This is a genomic window from Neptunomonas sp. XY-337 (assembly GCF_004959845.1).
In the GTDB taxonomy this organism is placed as follows: Bacteria; Pseudomonadota; Gammaproteobacteria; order Pseudomonadales; family Balneatricaceae; genus Neptunomonas; species Neptunomonas marina.
The window spans coordinates 219825-238356 of sequence record NZ_SPLL01000005.1 but is presented as its reverse complement, the minus strand read 5'-3'; the positions used below and the strand labels follow the sequence as shown (position 1 = coordinate 238356).

17 protein-coding genes and 1 tRNA gene are annotated in these 18532 nt (G+C 47.3%); 13 read left to right on the top strand and 5 right to left on the bottom strand.

Features of this window, described 5'->3' with window-relative positions:
• The first annotated feature begins 28 nt into the window (after positions 1-28).
• The gene (locus E4L36_RS12905; protein WP_127692389.1) at positions 29-166 is read left to right on the top strand and encodes an entericidin A/B family lipoprotein; all 138 of its coding nucleotides are present in this window, start codon (positions 29-31) and stop codon (positions 164-166) included.
• A 66-nt stretch (positions 167-232) separates the two neighbouring features.
• On the opposite strand, the gene E4L36_RS12900 is transcribed toward E4L36_RS12905, so the two are convergent.
• The 3 genes from E4L36_RS12900 to E4L36_RS12890 are packed head-to-tail and all read right to left on the bottom strand — an operon-like array spanning position 233 to position 3113.
• On the bottom strand, positions 233-904 hold the full coding sequence (locus tag E4L36_RS12900) for a lactate utilization protein (RefSeq protein WP_136680946.1): 672 nt from the start codon (positions 902-904) through the stop codon (positions 233-235).
• A gap of 5 nt (positions 905-909) precedes the next feature.
• On the bottom strand, positions 910-2313 hold the full coding sequence (locus tag E4L36_RS12895; RefSeq protein ID WP_136680945.1) for a LutB/LldF family L-lactate oxidation iron-sulfur protein: 1404 nt from the start codon (positions 2311-2313) through the stop codon (positions 910-912).
• Positions 2314-2324: 11 nt separating this feature from the next.
• The gene (locus E4L36_RS12890) at positions 2325-3113 is read right to left on the bottom strand and encodes a (Fe-S)-binding protein (RefSeq protein ID WP_136680944.1); all 789 of its coding nucleotides are present in this window, start codon (positions 3111-3113) and stop codon (positions 2325-2327) included.
• 137 nt (positions 3114-3250) lie between these two features.
• Here E4L36_RS12890 and E4L36_RS12885 point away from each other — a divergent pair, with 137 nt between their 5' ends.
• The 11 genes from E4L36_RS12885 to E4L36_RS12835 all read left to right on the top strand — a co-directional run bounded on the left by E4L36_RS12885 (position 3251) and on the right by E4L36_RS12835 (position 14738).
• On the top strand, positions 3251-3946 hold the full coding sequence (locus E4L36_RS12885) for an FCD domain-containing protein (protein ID WP_136680943.1): 696 nt from the start codon (positions 3251-3253) through the stop codon (positions 3944-3946).
• Between the two features lie 162 nt (positions 3947-4108).
• Positions 4109-6025 carry a threonine--tRNA ligase gene (gene thrS / locus E4L36_RS12880; RefSeq protein WP_136680942.1) on the top strand — a complete coding sequence of 639 codons (1917 nt, stop codon included), beginning with the start codon at positions 4109-4111 and terminating at the stop codon, positions 6023-6025.
• Between the two features lie 18 nt (positions 6026-6043).
• On the top strand, positions 6044-6586 hold the full coding sequence (infC, locus tag E4L36_RS12875; protein WP_240656911.1) for a translation initiation factor IF-3: 543 nt from the start codon (positions 6044-6046) through the stop codon (positions 6584-6586).
• Positions 6587-6676: 90 nt separating this feature from the next.
• Positions 6677-6871 carry a 50S ribosomal protein L35 gene (gene rpmI, locus E4L36_RS12870; protein WP_127692395.1) on the top strand — a complete coding sequence of 65 codons (195 nt, stop codon included), beginning with the start codon at positions 6677-6679 and terminating at the stop codon, positions 6869-6871.
• 41 nt (positions 6872-6912) lie between these two features.
• Positions 6913-7269, top strand: coding sequence for a 50S ribosomal protein L20 (gene rplT, locus E4L36_RS12865; protein ID WP_136680941.1), 357 nt, complete (start codon positions 6913-6915; stop codon positions 7267-7269).
• 207 nt (positions 7270-7476) lie between these two features.
• A complete protein-coding gene (pheS, locus tag E4L36_RS12860) occupies positions 7477-8460 on the top strand; it encodes a phenylalanine--tRNA ligase subunit alpha (protein WP_127692397.1) in 984 nt (327 codons plus the stop codon).
• Between the two features lie 49 nt (positions 8461-8509).
• Positions 8510-10900, top strand: a complete 2391-nt coding sequence (pheT, locus tag E4L36_RS12855; RefSeq protein ID WP_136680940.1) for a phenylalanine--tRNA ligase subunit beta — start codon at positions 8510-8512, stop codon at positions 10898-10900.
• A gap of 19 nt (positions 10901-10919) precedes the next feature.
• A complete protein-coding gene (gene ihfA / locus E4L36_RS12850) occupies positions 10920-11231 on the top strand; it encodes an integration host factor subunit alpha (protein ID WP_136680939.1) in 312 nt (103 codons plus the stop codon).
• On the top strand, positions 11203-11565 hold the full coding sequence (locus tag E4L36_RS12845) for a MerR family transcriptional regulator (protein WP_127693126.1): 363 nt from the start codon (positions 11203-11205) through the stop codon (positions 11563-11565). The genes ihfA and E4L36_RS12845 overlap by 29 nt, the downstream gene beginning before the upstream one ends.
• 56 nt (positions 11566-11621) lie before the next feature.
• A tRNA-Pro gene (locus E4L36_RS12840) sits at positions 11622-11698 on the top strand.
• A gap of 1228 nt (positions 11699-12926) precedes the next feature.
• Positions 12927-14738 (top strand): hypothetical protein, encoded by a 1812-nt coding sequence (locus tag E4L36_RS12835; protein WP_136680938.1) that lies wholly within the window; start codon positions 12927-12929, stop codon positions 14736-14738.
• A 660-nt stretch (positions 14739-15398) separates the two neighbouring features.
• Here E4L36_RS12835 and E4L36_RS12830 read toward each other — a convergent pair.
• Positions 15399-16064, bottom strand: a complete 666-nt coding sequence (locus E4L36_RS12830) for a porin family protein (RefSeq protein ID WP_169051542.1) — start codon at positions 16062-16064, stop codon at positions 15399-15401.
• A gap of 548 nt (positions 16065-16612) precedes the next feature.
• On the opposite strand from E4L36_RS12830, the gene sodB reads away from it, so the two are divergent.
• A complete protein-coding gene (sodB, locus tag E4L36_RS12825) occupies positions 16613-17194 on the top strand; it encodes a superoxide dismutase [Fe] (RefSeq protein ID WP_136680936.1) in 582 nt (193 codons plus the stop codon).
• 66 nt (positions 17195-17260) lie between these two features.
• On the opposite strand, the gene lhgO is transcribed toward sodB, so the two are convergent.
• Positions 17261-18487 carry an L-2-hydroxyglutarate oxidase gene (lhgO, locus tag E4L36_RS12820; protein ID WP_127692402.1) on the bottom strand — a complete coding sequence of 409 codons (1227 nt, stop codon included), beginning with the start codon at positions 18485-18487 and terminating at the stop codon, positions 17261-17263.
• Between the last annotated feature and the right edge of the window lie 45 nt (positions 18488-18532).

Genomic DNA, 18532 nt, shown 5'->3' with positions numbered 1-18532 from the left:
ACGTCAGTTGAAAGTATTAGGGTTTTAAATGAAAAAGCAGATCAGCGCCGTGGTTGCGCTTCTTTTAGTTGTCGCTGTTTCTGGCTGCAGTACCGTAGAAGGTTTGGGTAAGGATATCCGCAAAGGCGGTCAAGCGATTGAGAAGGCGGCGAAGGATAACAGCTAGTGCGGTAGCCGGATGCTACAGTACGAAGAGACCGCCCCTGATAGTGATGTCAGGGGCGGTTTTGTTTTATTGGCTGTCTGAAATAAGCAGGATAACCAGCTCTTTAGGGCCATGTGCTCCCATCTGCAACCGCTGTTCGATATCGGCGCTGCGCGATGGTCCTGTGATCATGTTCACAGTACGTGGCATAGTGCCCGCCGTGCTGCTGCGCAGCTTCTGCCACGCATCTTCGTAGGGGCCGACGATATCTTTTTCGTGAAGAATCACCATATGAACATCGGGTAGAAAGTTCAGTGTGGTGGGGCTCTCTTGGCGCGAGTAAAGCATCAGCGTACCCGTCTCAGCGATGCCCGCAAAGCTGGTGGTCAAGCTGGCAATATCGCCGACCTTACCAACACGGTGGTTTAGCTGGATACGTGATGTGCTTTGCCAGTCCAGTGCAGTAATCTGCGAGTCAGAGGCTGCGATGAGTTCGTTGATCTCTCGGTTAGCGAGCCATGTCTCACAGGCTGCCGGAACCTCGTGAATATCGGTTAACTCTATAATCTCGGCCGCGGCTTCAAGCGCCATCTCTTTAAACAATGCTACCTGCTCGTGGTGCGGCAGCTGAGCGCGCATCGGGATCAAGTTGGCTTTGTGTTGATCAAGGCGCGCTTTTACGGCGGCTTTCTGCGCTGCGCTGGCCTCGCCACGCCCTAAGCCGCGGCGAATATTGCTAAAAATCTCTGCTCGACTCATCGTGATCACCGTTGCTGTTGCTTGTATTGTTCCATAAAGGTTTTGCCGCTTGGTGCTGGCATGTCACGCCAGTCTGTCCAGCCGCCGGCAAGCGGCAGCTTAGTCACACGCCCTTTCTTGCCTGCCATTAATCGCAGTGCTCGGTTTGCGCCCTTGGACAGTAAACGGTACAGGGAAGGGCGCTTAGCGAAGAACGCCCAACCGCCAAGCCCCCAGCGCGCTGCCTTAGGTGATAGGTGTTTGCTGAACTCATCTTCACGCCAATGGCGCATGAGTTGAGGTAGCGGGATGCGCACAGGACAAACCGACTCGCATTTACCACAAAAGGTGGAGGCGTTTGGCAGTAGGCCTGCTTTTTCGATACCAATCATTTTAGGCGTTAAAACTGAACCCATTGGGCCTGGGTAGACCCAGCCATAGCTATGGCCACCGACAGATCCATAAACCGGGCAGTGGTTCATACAGGCGGAGCAACGGATGCAGCGCAGCATATCTTGAAACTCGCTACCGACCATTTCGCTGCGGCCATTATCAACCAGTACAACGTGGAAGTTTTCTGGACCATCTTGATCATCGGCACGACGAGGGCCTGTAGAGAGTGTGTTGTAAACCGTAAACTCTTGGCCCGTTGCGGAGCGCGCCAACAGGCGCTGAAATAGCGTCATATCCTCAAGTGTTGGGACCACTTTTTCGATCGAGGTGATGACAATATGAGTTTTTGGGAGCGTTTGGGTCAGGTCGCCGTTACCCTCGTTAGTCACGATAATCGTTGACCCCGTTTCGGCAACGCAGAAATTGGCACCGGTGATGCCGACGTCCGCTGCAACAAACTTCTCACGTAGCATCTCGCGGGCTTCTTGCATGAGAACAGCTGGGTCGCTAGAACGTGGGCGGCCGTGATGCTCATGAAAAGCCTCGGTCACGTCTTCCAAGTTCAGGTGGATGGCTGGTGCGATAATATGACTTGGATGATCGCCACGCAGTTGCAGAATGTACTCACCTAGGTCTGTTTCGACTGGCGTTACGCCGTTGGCTTCGAGGTATTCGTTGAGGTTGACCTCTTCCGATACCATCGATTTGCCTTTAGTGACGGTTTTGGCACCAACTTGGCGGCAGATATCAAGAATCGTTTTGCAAGCATCATCTGACGTTCGCGCCCAATGAACATGTCCGCCTTGCTTGGTGACATTCTCTTCAAACTGCTCGAGATAGAGATCTAGGTTCTCAATAATATGGTTTTTAAGCTGCATCGCTTCATCGCGGAGCGAGTCGAACTCGGGCATACGTTCGATAGCTGCGGCTCGCTTCGTCGGGAAACCTGCCTTGAGGTTGCCAAGAGCTTTTTGCAGGTCAACATCATGCAGTGCGATACGTGCGTTCTCTTTGAACGCTGGACTTTCAATTTGCATAGCAACCTCCTCTAAACAGTTTTGCCAAGGTTGTAGTTTGCATCGCCAATAGCTGGCTCATCGGTCATTCCCGTTAGCACTTCCACAATATGGCGAACCTCAATGGCATGGCCTTGGCGTTTCAGCTTGCCTGCCATGTTTAATAAACAGCCAAGATCGCCACCGAGCAGCGTATTTGCGCCAGAAGCATCGATATTGGCAGACTTGTTTTCTACCATACGGTTTGAGATATCAGGGTATTTCACGCAGAACGTGCCGCCGAAGCCGCAGCAGGTCTCGGACTCTTCCATCTCATTCAGTGATAGATTCGCGACTTTTGCCAATAAGGTGCGTGGCTGTTGCTTAACGCCTAGCTCGCGCAGGCCTGAACAGGAATCGTGATAGGTTGCGACACCTTCGTAACTGGCAAGAATGTCATCGAAGTCCAGAACGTCGGTTAGGAACGATGTAATCTCGTAAGCGCGACCTTTGAGAGCGGTCGCGCGTGCATGCCATGGGTCACTCTCTGCAAACAGCTCAGGGTAGTGATGCAGCATACTGATGCATGAACCCGAGGGCCCTACAACGTATTCAAAACCATCGAACGCCTCGATAGTTTGCTTCGCAATATCGATAGAGGTGGCTTTGTCACCCGAGTTGAAAGCGGGTTGTCCGCAGCAGGTTTGCGTGCTCGGTACATTGACGTCGCAGCCCGCACTTTCGAGCAGTTTGATCGTCGCAAATCCAATGCTAGGGCGAAACATATCGACTAAGCAGGTGACAAAAAGCCCCACCTGATGTCGTTTGGCTGATGTTTGCATGAGAGATACCTGATTTCTTGTCTTTGTCTGAGTAGCGGTGTGTACGTTGTTCTTTTTATGAACCAAGAATAGGTAAAGCACTACGCAAAAGAAATATTTAACGCTAAACTGGTCTGACCAAGAGGCCGGGGAGAGCAATGAGTAACGAGAGCCAGAAAAAACGGGCTTTGTATCATGACCTTATTAAAGCATTGGCGCAGGGCGAGCTTATCCCGGGCGAGCGCTTGCCATCTCAGCGCCAGTTAGCCGAGCAACGGCAGTTATCGCGCTCCACTGTGCGTGAGGTGGTTCAGCAACTTGAGTTAGAGGGCATGATTGCGACCAAGCCCGGTGGACGAAGCGAGTGCCTTAATTTGCTGGCGCCCTGTGTTGAACTACCCGTTGGGCAGATCGATAGCCTACCTTGGCAAATTGCCGTGCTAGAGGCGCGCGCTTTTATCGAAGGGGAAGCGGCGTATTTCTGTGCATTACGCGCAACGGACCAACAGATGACGGCGATTGAGAACGAGTACCAACGTATGCAGCGTCGTGGCCGCGGCGCTTCGACACTTGAAAAAGCTAAGGCCGATCTGAAGTTCCATATGCTGGTGGCTGAATCAAGCCACCATCTGCTGATCACAGCGTTCAGCCAGCTCTTTTACAGCCGCTATTTTAACGCGATCTACGGAGTATTAGATCATACACTGAAGCGCTATGGCCGTTACCCGGATGGAATAGCCGCTCAGCATTTTCAGATTTATCAAGCCCTCATGCAGCGCGATGCCGATAAGGCAAAGCGGATTGCAACCGAGCATATCCATTACACCCGTCGCTTGCTGGAGACAGCGGAATAGGGGCACTGTAAGGCAAGTTTCATAGTTTTATAGCAGCGAATCAGGTAGACTTCGCGCCAGCATTTAGTACTTGGTTTGTACGAATGTCACTTTAAACGTATTGCAGACATCGGGCCTTTGGTAGGGGTCAGATGTGACGCGCTAAATTTTAGGAATTTGAACATGCCTGTTATTACACTCCCTGATGGTAGCAAACGTGAGTTTGCTAACCCTGTTACTGTTTTTGATGTCGCTGCTGATATCGGTGCGGGTCTCGCGAAAGCGGCTCTGGCTGGTAAAGTCGACGGCGCTGCTGTAGATACCTCTTACGTAATTGATAAGGATGCTGAGCTTGCGATCATCACCGCGCGTGATGAAGATGGCTTAGAGGTGATTCGCCACTCGACAGCTCACTTGATGGCGATGGCGGTGCAAGAGTTGTTCCCTGGTGCACAGGTAACTATTGGTCCTGTTATCGAAAACGGCTTCTATTACGACTTCGCTTACGAGCGTCCATTCACGCCCGAAGATCTTGAAAAGATCGAGAAAAAGATGGCTGAACTGGCGAAGCAAAACTTGCCGGTATCGCGCTCTCTAATGAGCCGTGATGAAGCGACAGCGATGTTCCAAGAGATGGGTGAGACCTACAAGGTTGAGTTGTTGCAGGCGGTTCCTGACTCAGAAGATCTTTCTTTCTACTCGCAGGGCGACTTTATCGACTTATGCCGTGGCCCACACGTGCCATCAACTGGCCACCTGAAAGCCTTCAAATTGATGAAAGTGGCGGGTGCATACTGGCGTGGTGACTCCAATAACGAGATGCTGCAACGTATTTACGGCACAGCGTGGGGTGATAAGAAGCAGCTTAAAGCGTATCTACACCGCTTAGAAGAAGCGGAAAAGCGTGACCACCGTAAGCTTGGTAAGCAGCTAAACTTGTTCCATTTGCAAGAAGAAGCACCAGGAATGGTGTTCTGGCACCCAAGCGGCTGGACACTGTATCAGCAGATTGAGAGTTACATGCGTGCTAAGCAGCGCCAGCATGGTTATCAAGAGATCCGCACTCCGCAGGTTGTTGAGCGTACCCTTTGGGAGAAGTCCGGTCACTGGGATAAGTTTTCCGAAGAGATGTTCACAACACACTCTGAAAGCCGTGACTTCGCTATCAAGCCAATGAACTGCCCAGGACATGTTCAGGTATTTAACCAAGGCTTGCGTTCGTATCGTGATCTGCCATTGCGCTTAGCTGAGTTTGGTTGCTGCCACCGTAATGAACCGTCAGGTGCCCTGCACGGCATCATGCGTGTACGTGGATTCGTGCAAGACGATGCGCACATCTTCTGTGCTGAAAACTCGATTCAGAGTGAAGTATCCTCTTTCATCGACTTCCTCCACGAAGTGTATGCAGACTTCGGCTTTAAAGAGGTGATCTACAAGCTATCAACACGCCCAGAGCAGCGTGTTGGCTCAGACGAGATCTGGGATAAAGCTGAGAAAGCACTAGCGGATGCGCTAGACTCTGCAGGTCTGGATTGGGAAGAGCTACCAGGTGAAGGTGCATTCTACGGCCCGAAAATTGAGTTTTCGTTGAAAGACTGCTTGGATCGTGTGTGGCAGTGCGGCACCGTTCAAGTTGATTTCTCGATGCCTGGGCGCTTGGGTGCGCAATTCATCAATGAACAGGGTGATCGTGAAACACCGGTTATGTTGCACCGTGCGATCCTCGGATCTTTCGAGCGCTTTATCGGTATTTTGATCGAGAACTTTGCAGGTGCATTACCGACTTGGTTGGCGCCGGTACAAGCCGTGGTGATGAATATCACCGACAAACAAGCTGAATACTGCGATAATGTAGTAAAAACATTGGAAAATTGTGGGTTTAGGGCGACTTCGGACTTGAGAAACGAGAAGATCGGCTTTAAAATCCGCGAGCGTACTCTTCAGAAAGTTCCTTACCTTCTGGTGGTAGGTGATAAAGAGGTTGAAAACGGCTGTGTTGCCGTCCGTACCCGCTCCGGTGAAGATCTAGGATCTATGCCAATCGAAGCTTTCACTGATTTACTATCAAAAGACGTGGAACTCAAGAGTCGCGAAGAATAATTATTGGGAGATATAACCATTAAGCGCGATAACAGAAGAGGCGCGCGTCGTGAGAATCGCGCGCCAATTAACGACAATATTAGAGCTCAACAACTACGCCTAATCGGTGCTGATGGTGAGCAGGTAGGTATCGTATCGCTTAACGAGGCCCTTGGGATGGCCCAAGAGGCTGAACTTGATCTGGTCCAGATATCTGATTCTGATCCGATTGTTTGTAAGCTGATGGACTATGGTAAGTTCCAGTACGAACAGAAGAAGAAGCAGGCTGAAGTTAAGAAGAAGCAGCATCAGACTCAGATCAAAGAGATGAAATTCCGTCCGGGTACGGATGAAGGGGATTATCAGGTAAAACTACGCAACCTGATACGTTTCCTTGAAGCAGGAGATAAAGCCAAGGTAACGCTTCGTTACCGCGGTCGTGAGATGGCTCACCAAGACTTGGGCATGCAACTGATGCAACGCATCGAGCAGGATCTGATCGAGATCGGAACTGTTGAGCAGCGTCCAAAGATGGAAGGTCGTCAAATGATCATGGTTATTGCTCCGAAGAAGAAAAAGTAATGTGATCAGCGAGTTAACCCGTAGCTGCTTGGCACCTGCGGGTTTCTTGTTTGTCCGTTACCTAAACTAACGAATGCGTGGAGATTTGTAATGCCTAAGATTAAATCTAACAGTGGAGCGGCTAAGCGCTTCAAGAAAACTGCTAATGGCTTCAAGCACAAGCAAGCCTTCAAAAGCCACATTCTGACTAAGAAAAGCACTAAGCGTAAGCGTCAGCTTCGTCCAATGCTTCAGGTTCACGCTGCTGATAAAGCACTGATCCGTCGCATGCTGCCTTACATTTAAGTCGCATTTTTTTAACAGAATTTAGTATAGGAAGGTAAAGAATGGCTCGTGTAAAACGTGGTGTTCAGGCGCGTCGTCGTCATAAGAAAGTCTTGAAGCAGGCAAAAGGTTACTACGGTGCTCGTAGCCGTGTATTCCGAGTTGCCAAACAGGCTGTTATCAAAGCTGGTCAATATGCATACCGTGACCGTCGTCAGCGTAAGCGTCAGTTCCGCGCTCTGTGGATCGCACGTATCAACGCTGCTGCGCGTATCAACGGTTTGTCTTACAGCCGTTTCATCGCTGGCTTGAAAAAAGCTAACATCGAAATCGACCGTAAGGTTCTTGCTGACCTAGCTGTATACGAGCAGGCTGCATTTGCGGCGGTTGTCGAGAAGGCTAAAGCTGCACTGGCGTAATGCACCCACCTCATTTATTGAGGTAGCATAGATTGTCGAAGTAGGGGAAGGGTGTGAGCTCTTCCCCTATTTTTTCGTTCGTCGTTAGCTAATTTGTAGAGACTTAGGTGAGTTGTTTGTCCCGTTTAAGGCAGTCAATTGAGCTAAGTTATCAGTTAAACACGAGATGTTTTTATCTTGTCTTTCCCCCATCACGTGGAGTTGGAAATGGAAAATATGGTAAGTCTCCTGGAGGAGGCAGCGAAGGCGGTTGCAGCAGCTACCACCGTCCAGGAACTCGATCAGGTACGCGTAGACTACCTCGGTAAAAAGGGTCATTTAACAGCGTTACTGAAAGGTTTAGGAGCGCTTTCTCCAGAGGAACGCCCGCAAGCGGGTGCGAAGATTAATGAAGCGAAGCAACAAGTTGCTGAGCAAATCGGTGCACGCAAGTCGGCGTTAGAGTCCGCAGCATTGGAAGCCCAGTTGGCTGCTGAAACCGTTGATGTCACGCTGCCAGGCCGAGGCCAAGAGCTAGGTGGCTTGCACCCTGTGACTAAAACCCTTGAGCGTATCGAATCCTTCTTTGCGGGCATTGGTTACAGTGTTGCTGAAGGCCCAGAGATCGAAGACGACTACCATAACTTTGAAGCATTAAACATTCCGTCGCACCACCCGGCACGTGCGATGCATGACACGTTCTACTTTAATGCGAACACGCTGTTGCGTACCCATACGTCCGGTGTGCAGGTTCGCACGATGGAAACTCAGCAACCGCCGATTCGTATCGTGTGCCCAGGCCGCGTATACCGTTGTGACTACGACCAAACTCACAGCCCAATGTTCCATCAGGTTGAGGGTCTGCTTGTCGATAAGAACATTAGCTTTGCTGACCTTAAAGGTACACTTGAACAATTCTTGCGCGAATTCTTTGAAGAGGACGTGAAAGTTCGCTTCCGTCCTTCCTACTTCCCGTTCACTGAACCTTCTATCGAGGTCGATATCGATCGCGGCGACGGAAAATGGTTGGAAGTATTGGGTTGTGGCATGGTGCATCCGAAGGTGTTCGAAATGTCAGGTATTGATCCAGAAGAGTACACTGGCTTTGCATTCGGTATGGGCGTTGAGCGCTTAGCGATGTTGCGTTACGGCGTAAATGATCTGCGTCTGTTCTTTGAAAACGATCTGCGTTTCCTTGGCCAGTTTAAGTAGCCATTTGAACCCAGTGATTTTGACGATTAAGAACGTTTAGGAAAGCAGAATGAAATTCAGTGAAAATTGGTTACGCGAACTGGTCAACCCAAATATCGGTACGCAAGCGTTAGTTGATCAAGTGACAATGGCCGGGCTTGAAGTGGATGAGGTTATTCCCGCAGCTCGTGCTTTTTCAAATGTTGTTGTTGGCGAAATTCTTACCGCTGAGCAACACCCCAATGCAGATAAACTTCAAGTGTGTACTGTGTCAGATGGCACAGAGACGCTGCAAGTGGTATGTGGTGCGCCTAATGCTCGTGCAGGTTTAAAAACAGCGTATGCGAAAGTAGGTGCAGTATTGCCAACACCGGAAGGCGGCGAGTTCAAAATTAAGAAAGCTAAGCTGCGTCAAGTTGAGTCGTTTGGCATGTTGTGTGCTGAAGATGAGCTAGGAATCTCCGATGATCATGGTGGCATTATGGAGCTTGCTGCAGACGCACCTGTCGGAGCATGTATCCGCGAGTATCTTGGCTTAGATGATCATATTATCGATGTTGATCTCACACCAAACCGTGGCGATTGCTTGAGTATTAAAGGACTTGCGCGTGAGGTTGGCGTTCTGAATAAGGCGCCAGTAACTTACGTACCGATTGCAGCCGTACATGCATCAATTGACGACACATTGCCGATCCGCTTGGAAGCACCGAATGCGTGCCCTCGTTACCTAGGCCGCGTTATCCGTGGTGTTGATGTTGCAGCGAAAACACCACTTTGGATGGTTGAGAAGCTTCGTCGCTCAGGTATTCGCTCCATTGATCCCATTGTTGATGTCACTAACTACGTTCTGCTTGAACTGGGTCAGCCATTACACGCGTTTGACTTAAATAAGTTGGATGGTGGAATCGTTGTGCGTTACCCGGAAGCGGGCGAGAAGCTGACTTTACTCGATGGTAATGAAGTTGAACTAAACAGCGATACATTAGTTATTGCCGACGAGTCCAAGCCAGTAGCCATGGCAGGTATTTTCGGCGGTGAAGCGACTGGCGTTACAGCAGTGTCGCAAGATATCTTCCTTGAGTGTGCGTTCTTCGATCAAATTGCGATCGCGGGTCGTGCACGCGCGTATGGTTTGCACACGGACTCCTCGCATCGCTACGAGCGTGGCGTGGACTGGCAACTGCAACGTGAAGGTATTGAGCGAGCAACCGCGTTGTTGCTTGAGATTGCAGGTGGTCAGGCAGGCCCTGTGACTGAGGCATCTGACGAGCAGCATTTACCGAGCGCAAGTACGGTTACACTGCGTCATAGCAAAGTGAATGCGATGCTAGCTTTTGATATGCCAAGCGCAGAGATCGAAGAGATTCTGACACGCTTAGGTATGGAGGTGACGGCATCTGGTGAAGGTGAATGGCGTGTTGCAGTCCCATCTTATCGTTTCGATATTACGATCGAAGTCGATTTGATTGAAGAGCTGGCGCGCGTATACGGCTATAACAATCTGCCGGTGAAAGTGCCGACAGCACAGCTGCCGTTCACACCATGTGCTGAGTCTCAGGTTACCGTGCAGTCTTTGCGCCGTACGCTGGTTGCGTTGGGTTATCAAGAGGCCGTCACATACAGCTTTATTGAAGCGGGCTTGCAGCGCCAGTTTGATGATCAGCACGAAGCGTTAGCGCTAGCTAATCCGATCTCCGCGGAGATGGCTGTTATGCGCACAACGATCTGGCCTGGGCTTGTGAAAGCACTGCAACATAACCAAAACCGTCAACAAAGCCGAGTACGTCTGTTCGAAACTGGCCAGTGTTTTATTCAGCAAGGCGATGAGCTAAAGCAAGAGAAAATGCTAGCTGGTCTATTATCCGGAAATCGCGAGCCTGAGCGTTGGACAGGTAAGTCGTCACCGGTTGATTTCTACGATATCAAAGGTGACCTTGAGACCGTGCTTGGCTTAGGTGGTGTGGCGGATGAGTTTACATTTGTCGCGGGTAGCCATGTTGCACTGCACCCAGGGCAAAGTGCCGAGATACATCGTAATGGTGACGTTGTGGGCCGAGTAGGTGCATTGCACCCTGCTCTCGTGAAGTCATTGGGTGTAACTGGGCCTGTTTACCTATTTGAGATTGAGCTAGGTTCGGTGTTGGAAGGTAAGGTATCTAAGTTCGATGACCTATCCAAGTTCCCTGAATCTCGCCGCGATCTAGCTGTCGTGGTAGCGGAAAATGTTGCTTACGATGTAGTCAAAGCTGTGGCAATGGAGCAAGGCGGAGAGTACCTCAAAAAAGTGACGCTGTTCGACGTATACCAGGGCCAAGGTATTGAAGTTGGGAGAAAAAGTCTTGCTCTAGGCTTGACCTGGCAGCATCCATCGCGCACTCTTAATGAAGAAGAGATCAATACAGCTGTAGAAAATGTGATCAACACATTGCAGTCTGCTGTAGGGGCAACATTAAGAGATTAGACAAAGCAAAGGTGGGTTCATGAGTTCTTTAACTAAGGCTGACATGGCTGAGCGTTTGCACGAGGAATTAGGCCTAAACAAGCGTGAAGCCAAGGACATGGTGGAATCCTTTTTTGATGAAATTCGTGAGAGCTTAGCGACCAACGAACAAGTTAAGTTATCAGGGTTTGGCAATTTTGATCTACGTGACAAACGCCAGCGCCCTGGTAGAAATCCGAAAACGGGTGAAGAGGTGCCTATCTCTGCCCGTCGGGTTGTGACGTTTCGTCCGGGACAAAAGCTCAAGGATCGAGTAGATGCATATGCTGACAGCCGATCCGACCCAGCCTGATCTCCCGGCCATACCGAGTAAGCGATACTTCACCATTGGTGAGGTATCGTCTCTGTGCGATGTTAAAGCACATGTCTTGAGGTATTGGGAGCAAGAGTTTGAACAGATCAAGCCTGTAAAGCGCAACAACCGACGTTACTACCAACAGCAAGATATCGTTATTATCCGGCAAATAAAGGATTTACTGCATAATCAGGGCTACACCATTAATGGTGCTCGGCAATGGTTTAGTAGTGAGCAGGGCAGTGATGAAAGTGCGCGATATCGTCAGGTGATCCGACAAACAATCATAGAGCTTGAAGAGATTTTAAAGACTCTTAAAACAGGCTCATGAAAGCTTCACAAAATCAAAAACTTAGGTTACTATTCACGTCTCTTCAATGAGCAAATCGGGGCATGGCGCAGTCTGGTAGCGCACCGTCATGGGGTGGCGGTGGTCGTAGGTTCAAATCCTACTGTCCCGACCAAAAGTCTTCAACCCTACATACTACGCTGGATACAGCGAATTCTTTGCCTTCTACTTTTACCTTGATTTAAGATCCGTCACAAAAATGGGTATGCTCAAGGACACAGTCGTGGGCGCAAAGTGGATAAAAAGCACCTAAAAATGTCAGATGCGGAGGAATCCTATAGCTTTCAACTGATGTTAAAAATAGAATTTGAGTCTCCTCAATGGCGGCTTGTCACCATTGGCTTTATGAGTGCGTTCATGATTCTAAAACCAGAGTCACCTCGTTGCGTAGCTTTCTAGATCCTGTTTCGAACTCAATCAATTAGTTCAGAGTTCTTATAACGTGTATGGCAGGTAAGTTAGAATTTGCTTCAATTGCGGTCGATAATCGCCAATAACTTTAAATCGACGGCAATGATGGCCGCCGGAAAGCTGAGCGTGCATTAAACCCATTGGTCAGATCTGATTCTGGTTAGCGAATACTATAGAGGCGCTTATGGTGGCTTGCATAGCTTTATTCTGAGATTAAGTCTGGCAAACTGCGTTTGCGGCTCTAGAAAAAGCCTTGGGCATTTCGTGGGTAGTCAAAACACATAGCGAGGCGCCTATCTGGCTCTTTGTCGTTATTTTGATCAGTCCAGCCAATGTTAGTATTTTCAGAATCATGCTTGCTAATAGTGATAACAGCTTTCTAGGCAACACATGCCAGCCTGATAGTGGCTACTTGGGTAGCAGTGGGCTGTTGCGCAACCTCCTGTGCTAAGATGGCTTTATCATTTTTTATAACGTTTTTCTGACTATATTTGGGCCTTAAGACGTTCTAGAGCATATATTTTCGTCAGCTGACGACTTTCTTCTTAAGTTCATTTAAGCGCACTATCAGAAGGAACCTATGCCGGCATATTGTGTTCGCCATTTAAATAATGAAGCAGAACTCTATAGTTAAAACACAGGTATGCCTGTAATTGCTTGTTTAATAATCGTCATGATTACGCTGTGGGTATAATGTGAAGCTTCATACAGAGCCTTTTGCTGATAAGTTCCGAAATAACCCTACTTTTCAGCACCGTTAATTTTTGGAGGGGTTACCATTAAATTTTTCTGGCTGCTATACTTTAACGTGTGTACTTTTATTGAAAAAACTGTATAAATAATCAATGGCTACGAGTTGGAAAAGGAGTTTCCACTGTGTTTCTTTTCTATAGTCGTGCTAACTAGAAATTTTCTTGCTCAGGGAAGGGGAAATGTTGAAAAAGTACTCGGCTTTAAAATTTGTATTATATTCACTATCTGTATCAATGTTTATGTCAGGGTGCGGCGGTGGCTCTTCAGATAGAGAAACCCCGACTCCTCCTACTGAATCGATTCCTTTGGTTGGTGTCTTTCTCGCTAGCCCAGAGGGTTTGAGATATGAAACAGAATCTCAGAAAGGAGTGACTAACAGTCAAGGTGAATTCAGTTATAAGGCGGGTGAGCAGGTTTCATTTTATATTGGGTCTAGCATGCTAGGCTCGACAATAGGTGCCGCCATAGTTACGCCTTTTGATTTACAATCAGGTTCTGAGCCGATTACCAACCCAATAGAATTAATAGACGCTATTAATGGTGATCCATCACCATTTACCAAAGTAATTAATATACTTAGATTACTTCAATCCGTCGACGATGATCAAAACCCGAAAAATGGTATACGGATCTCTGATGATGCTGTGTATGCCCTTAGGAATCATATGCCAGACTATTCTTTATCAATTGAAGGGTTTGGCAAGTCGATTGCTGTGAGGAAGGTTTTTGAATACTTAAACGCGAATTCAGACGACTCAAGTGATATCGATCTCTTTTCTGCTTTCGCTGTGATTTCTCATGCTTATAAATCTATGGGTATTGACAAGTTAGTCTATAAGAATGGACGTACTGCTAGCCGGCCACTAAGAATCGAAAGAGATCATGATGCTGATGGAGATGTCGACTCGGTCGTAACATTTGAGTACGACCAATATGGCAACCTCGTAAAAGAGGCTTCCGATAATAATGCTGATGGCTATGAAGAATGGAGTATTGTAAGAGAGTATCACTCATCAGGGTCCTTAAAGTCAATTAAGTATATAAACGCACCCAGATATGGAACACGTGAGATCTCTTACTCTAACCCTGACTGGAACGATTTTTGGGAGATAGGGGAGCAGATTTCAGATCCGTGGGGTAATTATTATCATCTGCCACTATACGCTACACTATCAACACAGACCAACGGTCTTGAAAGACGAGCGGAGTATGACGGGGGAAATGATGGTGTAATTAATAGAATATCAATAGAGACGCTGAATGAGTTTGGTAATGTTCTTCGTTCGGAATACGATGCAGATGGGGATGGAGAAGCAGACAGAACACGCGTAAATATCTATGACGATCAAGGACGGCGTATTTCTATGAAAGAATACAGTGATGGTGTATTGTATTATGTACAGACGACTGAGTTCGATGATATTAATAATACTAAAATTGATACCAAAAATCATGGCTCAAGGGAAACTGAGAAAGTTTATTACGATAGTCTCGAGCGAGTCGTTAAAGAGCAGTCGATTATTCATAATACTAACAATAGCAATAGTTTTGAAAGATTCTATGATGAAAGCGGAAACCTTAAAAAAATTATCTATTATAAAGGGTTGTATGAAAATGTTAGAACCATAATAAATTTTACATACGAATCAGGTCTGCTGATTAAAAAAACATATGAGCAGTATGTATCTGGTTATGGTGACTCTGATGCTTACACTTACAATGATTCTGGGTGGCTTATACATTCCTCATCTCAAGATGCCTATCTTAATATAAGCTTAATGAGTTATTATTCTTACGATGAACTAGGAAATGTAAGAGTTTTTAGGGAAGATGGAGACGGCGATGGTCAAATGGATTACCAAGAAACTGTTTTATGGGAGTCTACTTTTACTCCTTACCCCAGCCAAGGGTTTCGCTCTAAATGGAACTCTGGTGGATGTCTAATAGAACTATTTACTATAAAAAAATATATGCCTCATTGCTACAGGTAAGTTGGAATGTTAGGTCCGTTAATTCATAGGTTTTATAAGCGTTAGAGCAGTGGGCTCTGTTTTAAATTTTAGAGATTATAAAATATTTTAGCTCCAGTCTTTTATAATGTTGAATTGATATCAATAAAAAAATCTGATTTTTGATATATGGAAAACCTAGTTCGAGTATTTGAGGTAATTTATTCTTGCTAAAATTCTATATGAATTAGTTATGTGTTTTTTATAAAGTGATTAGTTAACTTGTTTTTATAACCTAATATATTGTCTTGTAAAATTAAGGTGTTGATAGAAAATATAAATGATAATAGTCTGTTTTTAATAAAATAGTATCCTTGTTTTTGTTTGGTGTTATTTTTCTGTCTGTCGATATTATTTCACATAGAGTAGAGTGTTTAAAGCACATAAAAGGATAGGAGTTATAAATTAAATGGTGGATTGTTTTATTGGTTTTAATTAATAGTGTCGCGAACGACTATAAGAGAAGGCTTAAAATTCTGCTGCTCTGATCAGTAAAATCCCTTTTGTGCGTGTACCTGAAGCCACTTTTTAAAACAGGAAATTTTTATTTTTCACTATAACATTACTCTCCTTTATCGGAATTAATTGGTCTGTGGTGAACCTATCCAGCAGAGGGGAAGAGGGCTGGATAGGTTTAGGCGTTTAGAAACGGTAGCTTACACCGAACGACAGTGTGCTGTAGTCAACGTCATTTGGGTTGATCTTACCTGGTACAGCAACTTCAGGTAGTGGTGAGAAGTCTACGTCTTGGACTTGAACATATTCAGCACGAACGGACCATCTATCATCAATGTGGTACTCGAAACCGGCACCTAACGATAGGCCTACTTCATCTGCACTGCCGCTGCGCATAGGTGGTGCGAAGGGATAGCTGTTGTGGATATCAAAGTCGAGCACTGTGGCTCCGGCAATACCGTACACAGAAAACTTGTCAGTTACATCAACACCGGCTTTGAAGTTAATACCATAAGTCGAGTTTAGTTCTAGCTCGGTTTGAAGCATGTTGTTGATATTGCGTGTTTCAGCTCCTTCGGCGTTATAGAACACCTCTGCAGCTACGAAAACGTCGCTGGTTAGGTGATGTTTATAGCCTGCATGGATACCAAAAGCTGCGTCCGATTCTTCAGTGAAGGTGGTGATGCTCGGGTTAGTTGCGCTGCCTGTATCACGCTGAATAGTATGTCCGAAGGTAGAGCTTTGTAGCTGTCCGCCTACATAGAAACCGTCCTCTGAAGCGATGGCTGATGTAGATGCAGCTACGCTGATGGCAAATGCGAGTGCACTCACCTGTTTAGTTAACCGTACCATGATGTAATACCTCATTTTAACTGGCGAAGTGGAATGATGAGAATATGCAGCCGGGCTCAGTGTATGGGGTGACCGCTAAAGAGTTGTCCAAATTAGGTAACAATTTGGGCAAGCAAATATCCCGAAACATCACAAAAGTATGTGAGTTCTCACGCAGTCTTGTTACGTTTTGCCCAAATGCTCTTTGGCTGGTGAGAATGGTTATACATCACTCATTATTGAGGTTTAGCGTTTTAGCATGGCTTTGAATTTGGTTGTTGTGGGGATTTTCGTTGGCGCCCCTAAGTGAATCAACCTCTAGGTTTAACAACATAATGTGTAAGCCAATTACCTGTTAAGTCGTTAACTTTATAGACTTTATCTCCTCCAAAGACCACATGATTGGTGCGTAGATAGCACTGCTAGCAGGTGGTATGATTGAGCTTCTGTAATGCACAGCGGAAAGCACCCAGCGGGAGTCATCCCCTACGAGAGGTGCCGTGACGGAGTAAGCAGGTTTGATGCCTACTTCGGCGAGTGATTCACACTATATTGAATGGAGAAGAACCATGGCTTTTGAATTACCAGCACTTCCTTACGAGAAAAATGCACTGGAACCTCACATCTCAGCAGAGACGTTGGAGTTTCACCACGGCAAGCACCACAACACTTATGTTGTTAACCTAAACAACCTTATCGCTGGCACTGAGAATGAAGGCAAAAGCCTAGAAGAGATCATCCAGACATCGACTGGTGGTTTGTTCAACAATGCTGCACAGGTTTGGAACCACACGTTCTACTGGAACTGCCTGAGCCCGAACGGCGGCGGTGAGCCAACAGGTGCTTTGGCTGACGCAATCAATGAAGCGTTTGGTTCATTCGACGCGTTTAAAGAAGAGTTTACAAAAACATCTATCGGTACATTCGGCTCTGGTTGGGGTTGGTTGGTCAAAAAAGCTGACGGTTCCCTAGCGCTGGCGAGCACAACAGGTGCAGGTACACCGTTAACCTCAGGTGACACGCCGCTGCTGACGTGTGATGTATGGGAACATGCATACTACGTAGACTACCGTAACGCTCGCCCAACCTACATTGATGCGTTCTGGAAGCTTGTAAACTGGGACTTCGTAGCGCAGAACTACGCTGCTTAATCGAGCACATCCTAGGTAATAAAAAACCCTGCTTTGGCAGGGTTTTTTTGTTTCCGGGTAGGGATCTTAAGCCGTTTGCTTAAGGTCACTCACCGTTTTTAGATTAAACTGCTCTGCGGCTGCATTGATGATGTGGCGGCCAATTGGCAGTGCAGATGTGGCAGCTGGTGATGGTGCGTTGCAGACATTGATCGTACGATCAGTGTTTACGAATAGGAAATCGTCAACGAGCTTACCATCTTTAGAAACCGCCTGTGCACGCACACCAGCAGGGTAAGGACTAAGGTCTGCCTTCTCGATCATCGGGCAGTACTTATTCACTTCTTTCAGATAACCGCTCTTGAACAATGAGTTCTTCATCTCGATCAGACCCGGCTTCAGGTTATCTTTGAGTACCTTAAGAATACCCGGGTAAGTCAGTGCTTCAAGGCTATCTTTCAAGGAGATATCTGTCTTCTTGTAGCCTTCGCGCTTCCATGCCATCACCGCGTTAGGGCCAACGGTAACTGTCCCATCGATCATGCGTGTCAGGTGAACCCCTAGGAATGGCATGTTTGGATCAGGGATCGGATAGATCAGGTGGTTTACAACCTGATTGAGCTCAGGCTTGAGCAGGTAGTATTCACCGCGGAATGGGCAGATCTTAAATTGAGGCTCAATACCCAGCATGCGCACTACGCGATCAGCCATTAAGCCAGAACAGGAGATCATGTATTGCGAGCTAAAAGTCCCTTTTGATGTGGATACGTTGACCTCACCTGCACGTTCCGTAACGCCGGTCACCATGCAGTTGAACTCGATCGTGCCGCCCATCTCTTGGAATTTTTCCGCCATCACTTCGGTGACGCGTTTATAGCTGACGATACCGCTTGATGGAACAAAGATGCCACCCACACCCGTGATATTTGGCTCGCGCTCTTTTAGCTCACCAGCAGATAACCAGCTACGCTCTAGACCATTCGCTTCGGTGCGTTCCCACAGCGCCTTCATGCGCTCCATCTCAAGATCGTTGGTTGCTACCAGAAGCTTACCGCACTCGTCGTATGGGATACCGTTCTCGTCACAGAAGTCTTTAGTGTTGCGGTTGCCTTCGAGACAGAACTTCGCTTTAAGGCTACCCGGTGTGTAATAAACACCGGCATGAATAACACCACTGTTGTGGCCTGTTTGATGCTGGGCAACGCTGCTTTCCTTCTCTAAGACCAGAACCTTCTTGTCTGGCATCTGTTGCAGAAGCTGCATTGCAGTTGACATACCGACGATACCGCCGCCAACAATAATAAAATCGTACACCCTGACCTCGCTAAGAACTGTAAAGCTGAGACGACAAAGCCACTG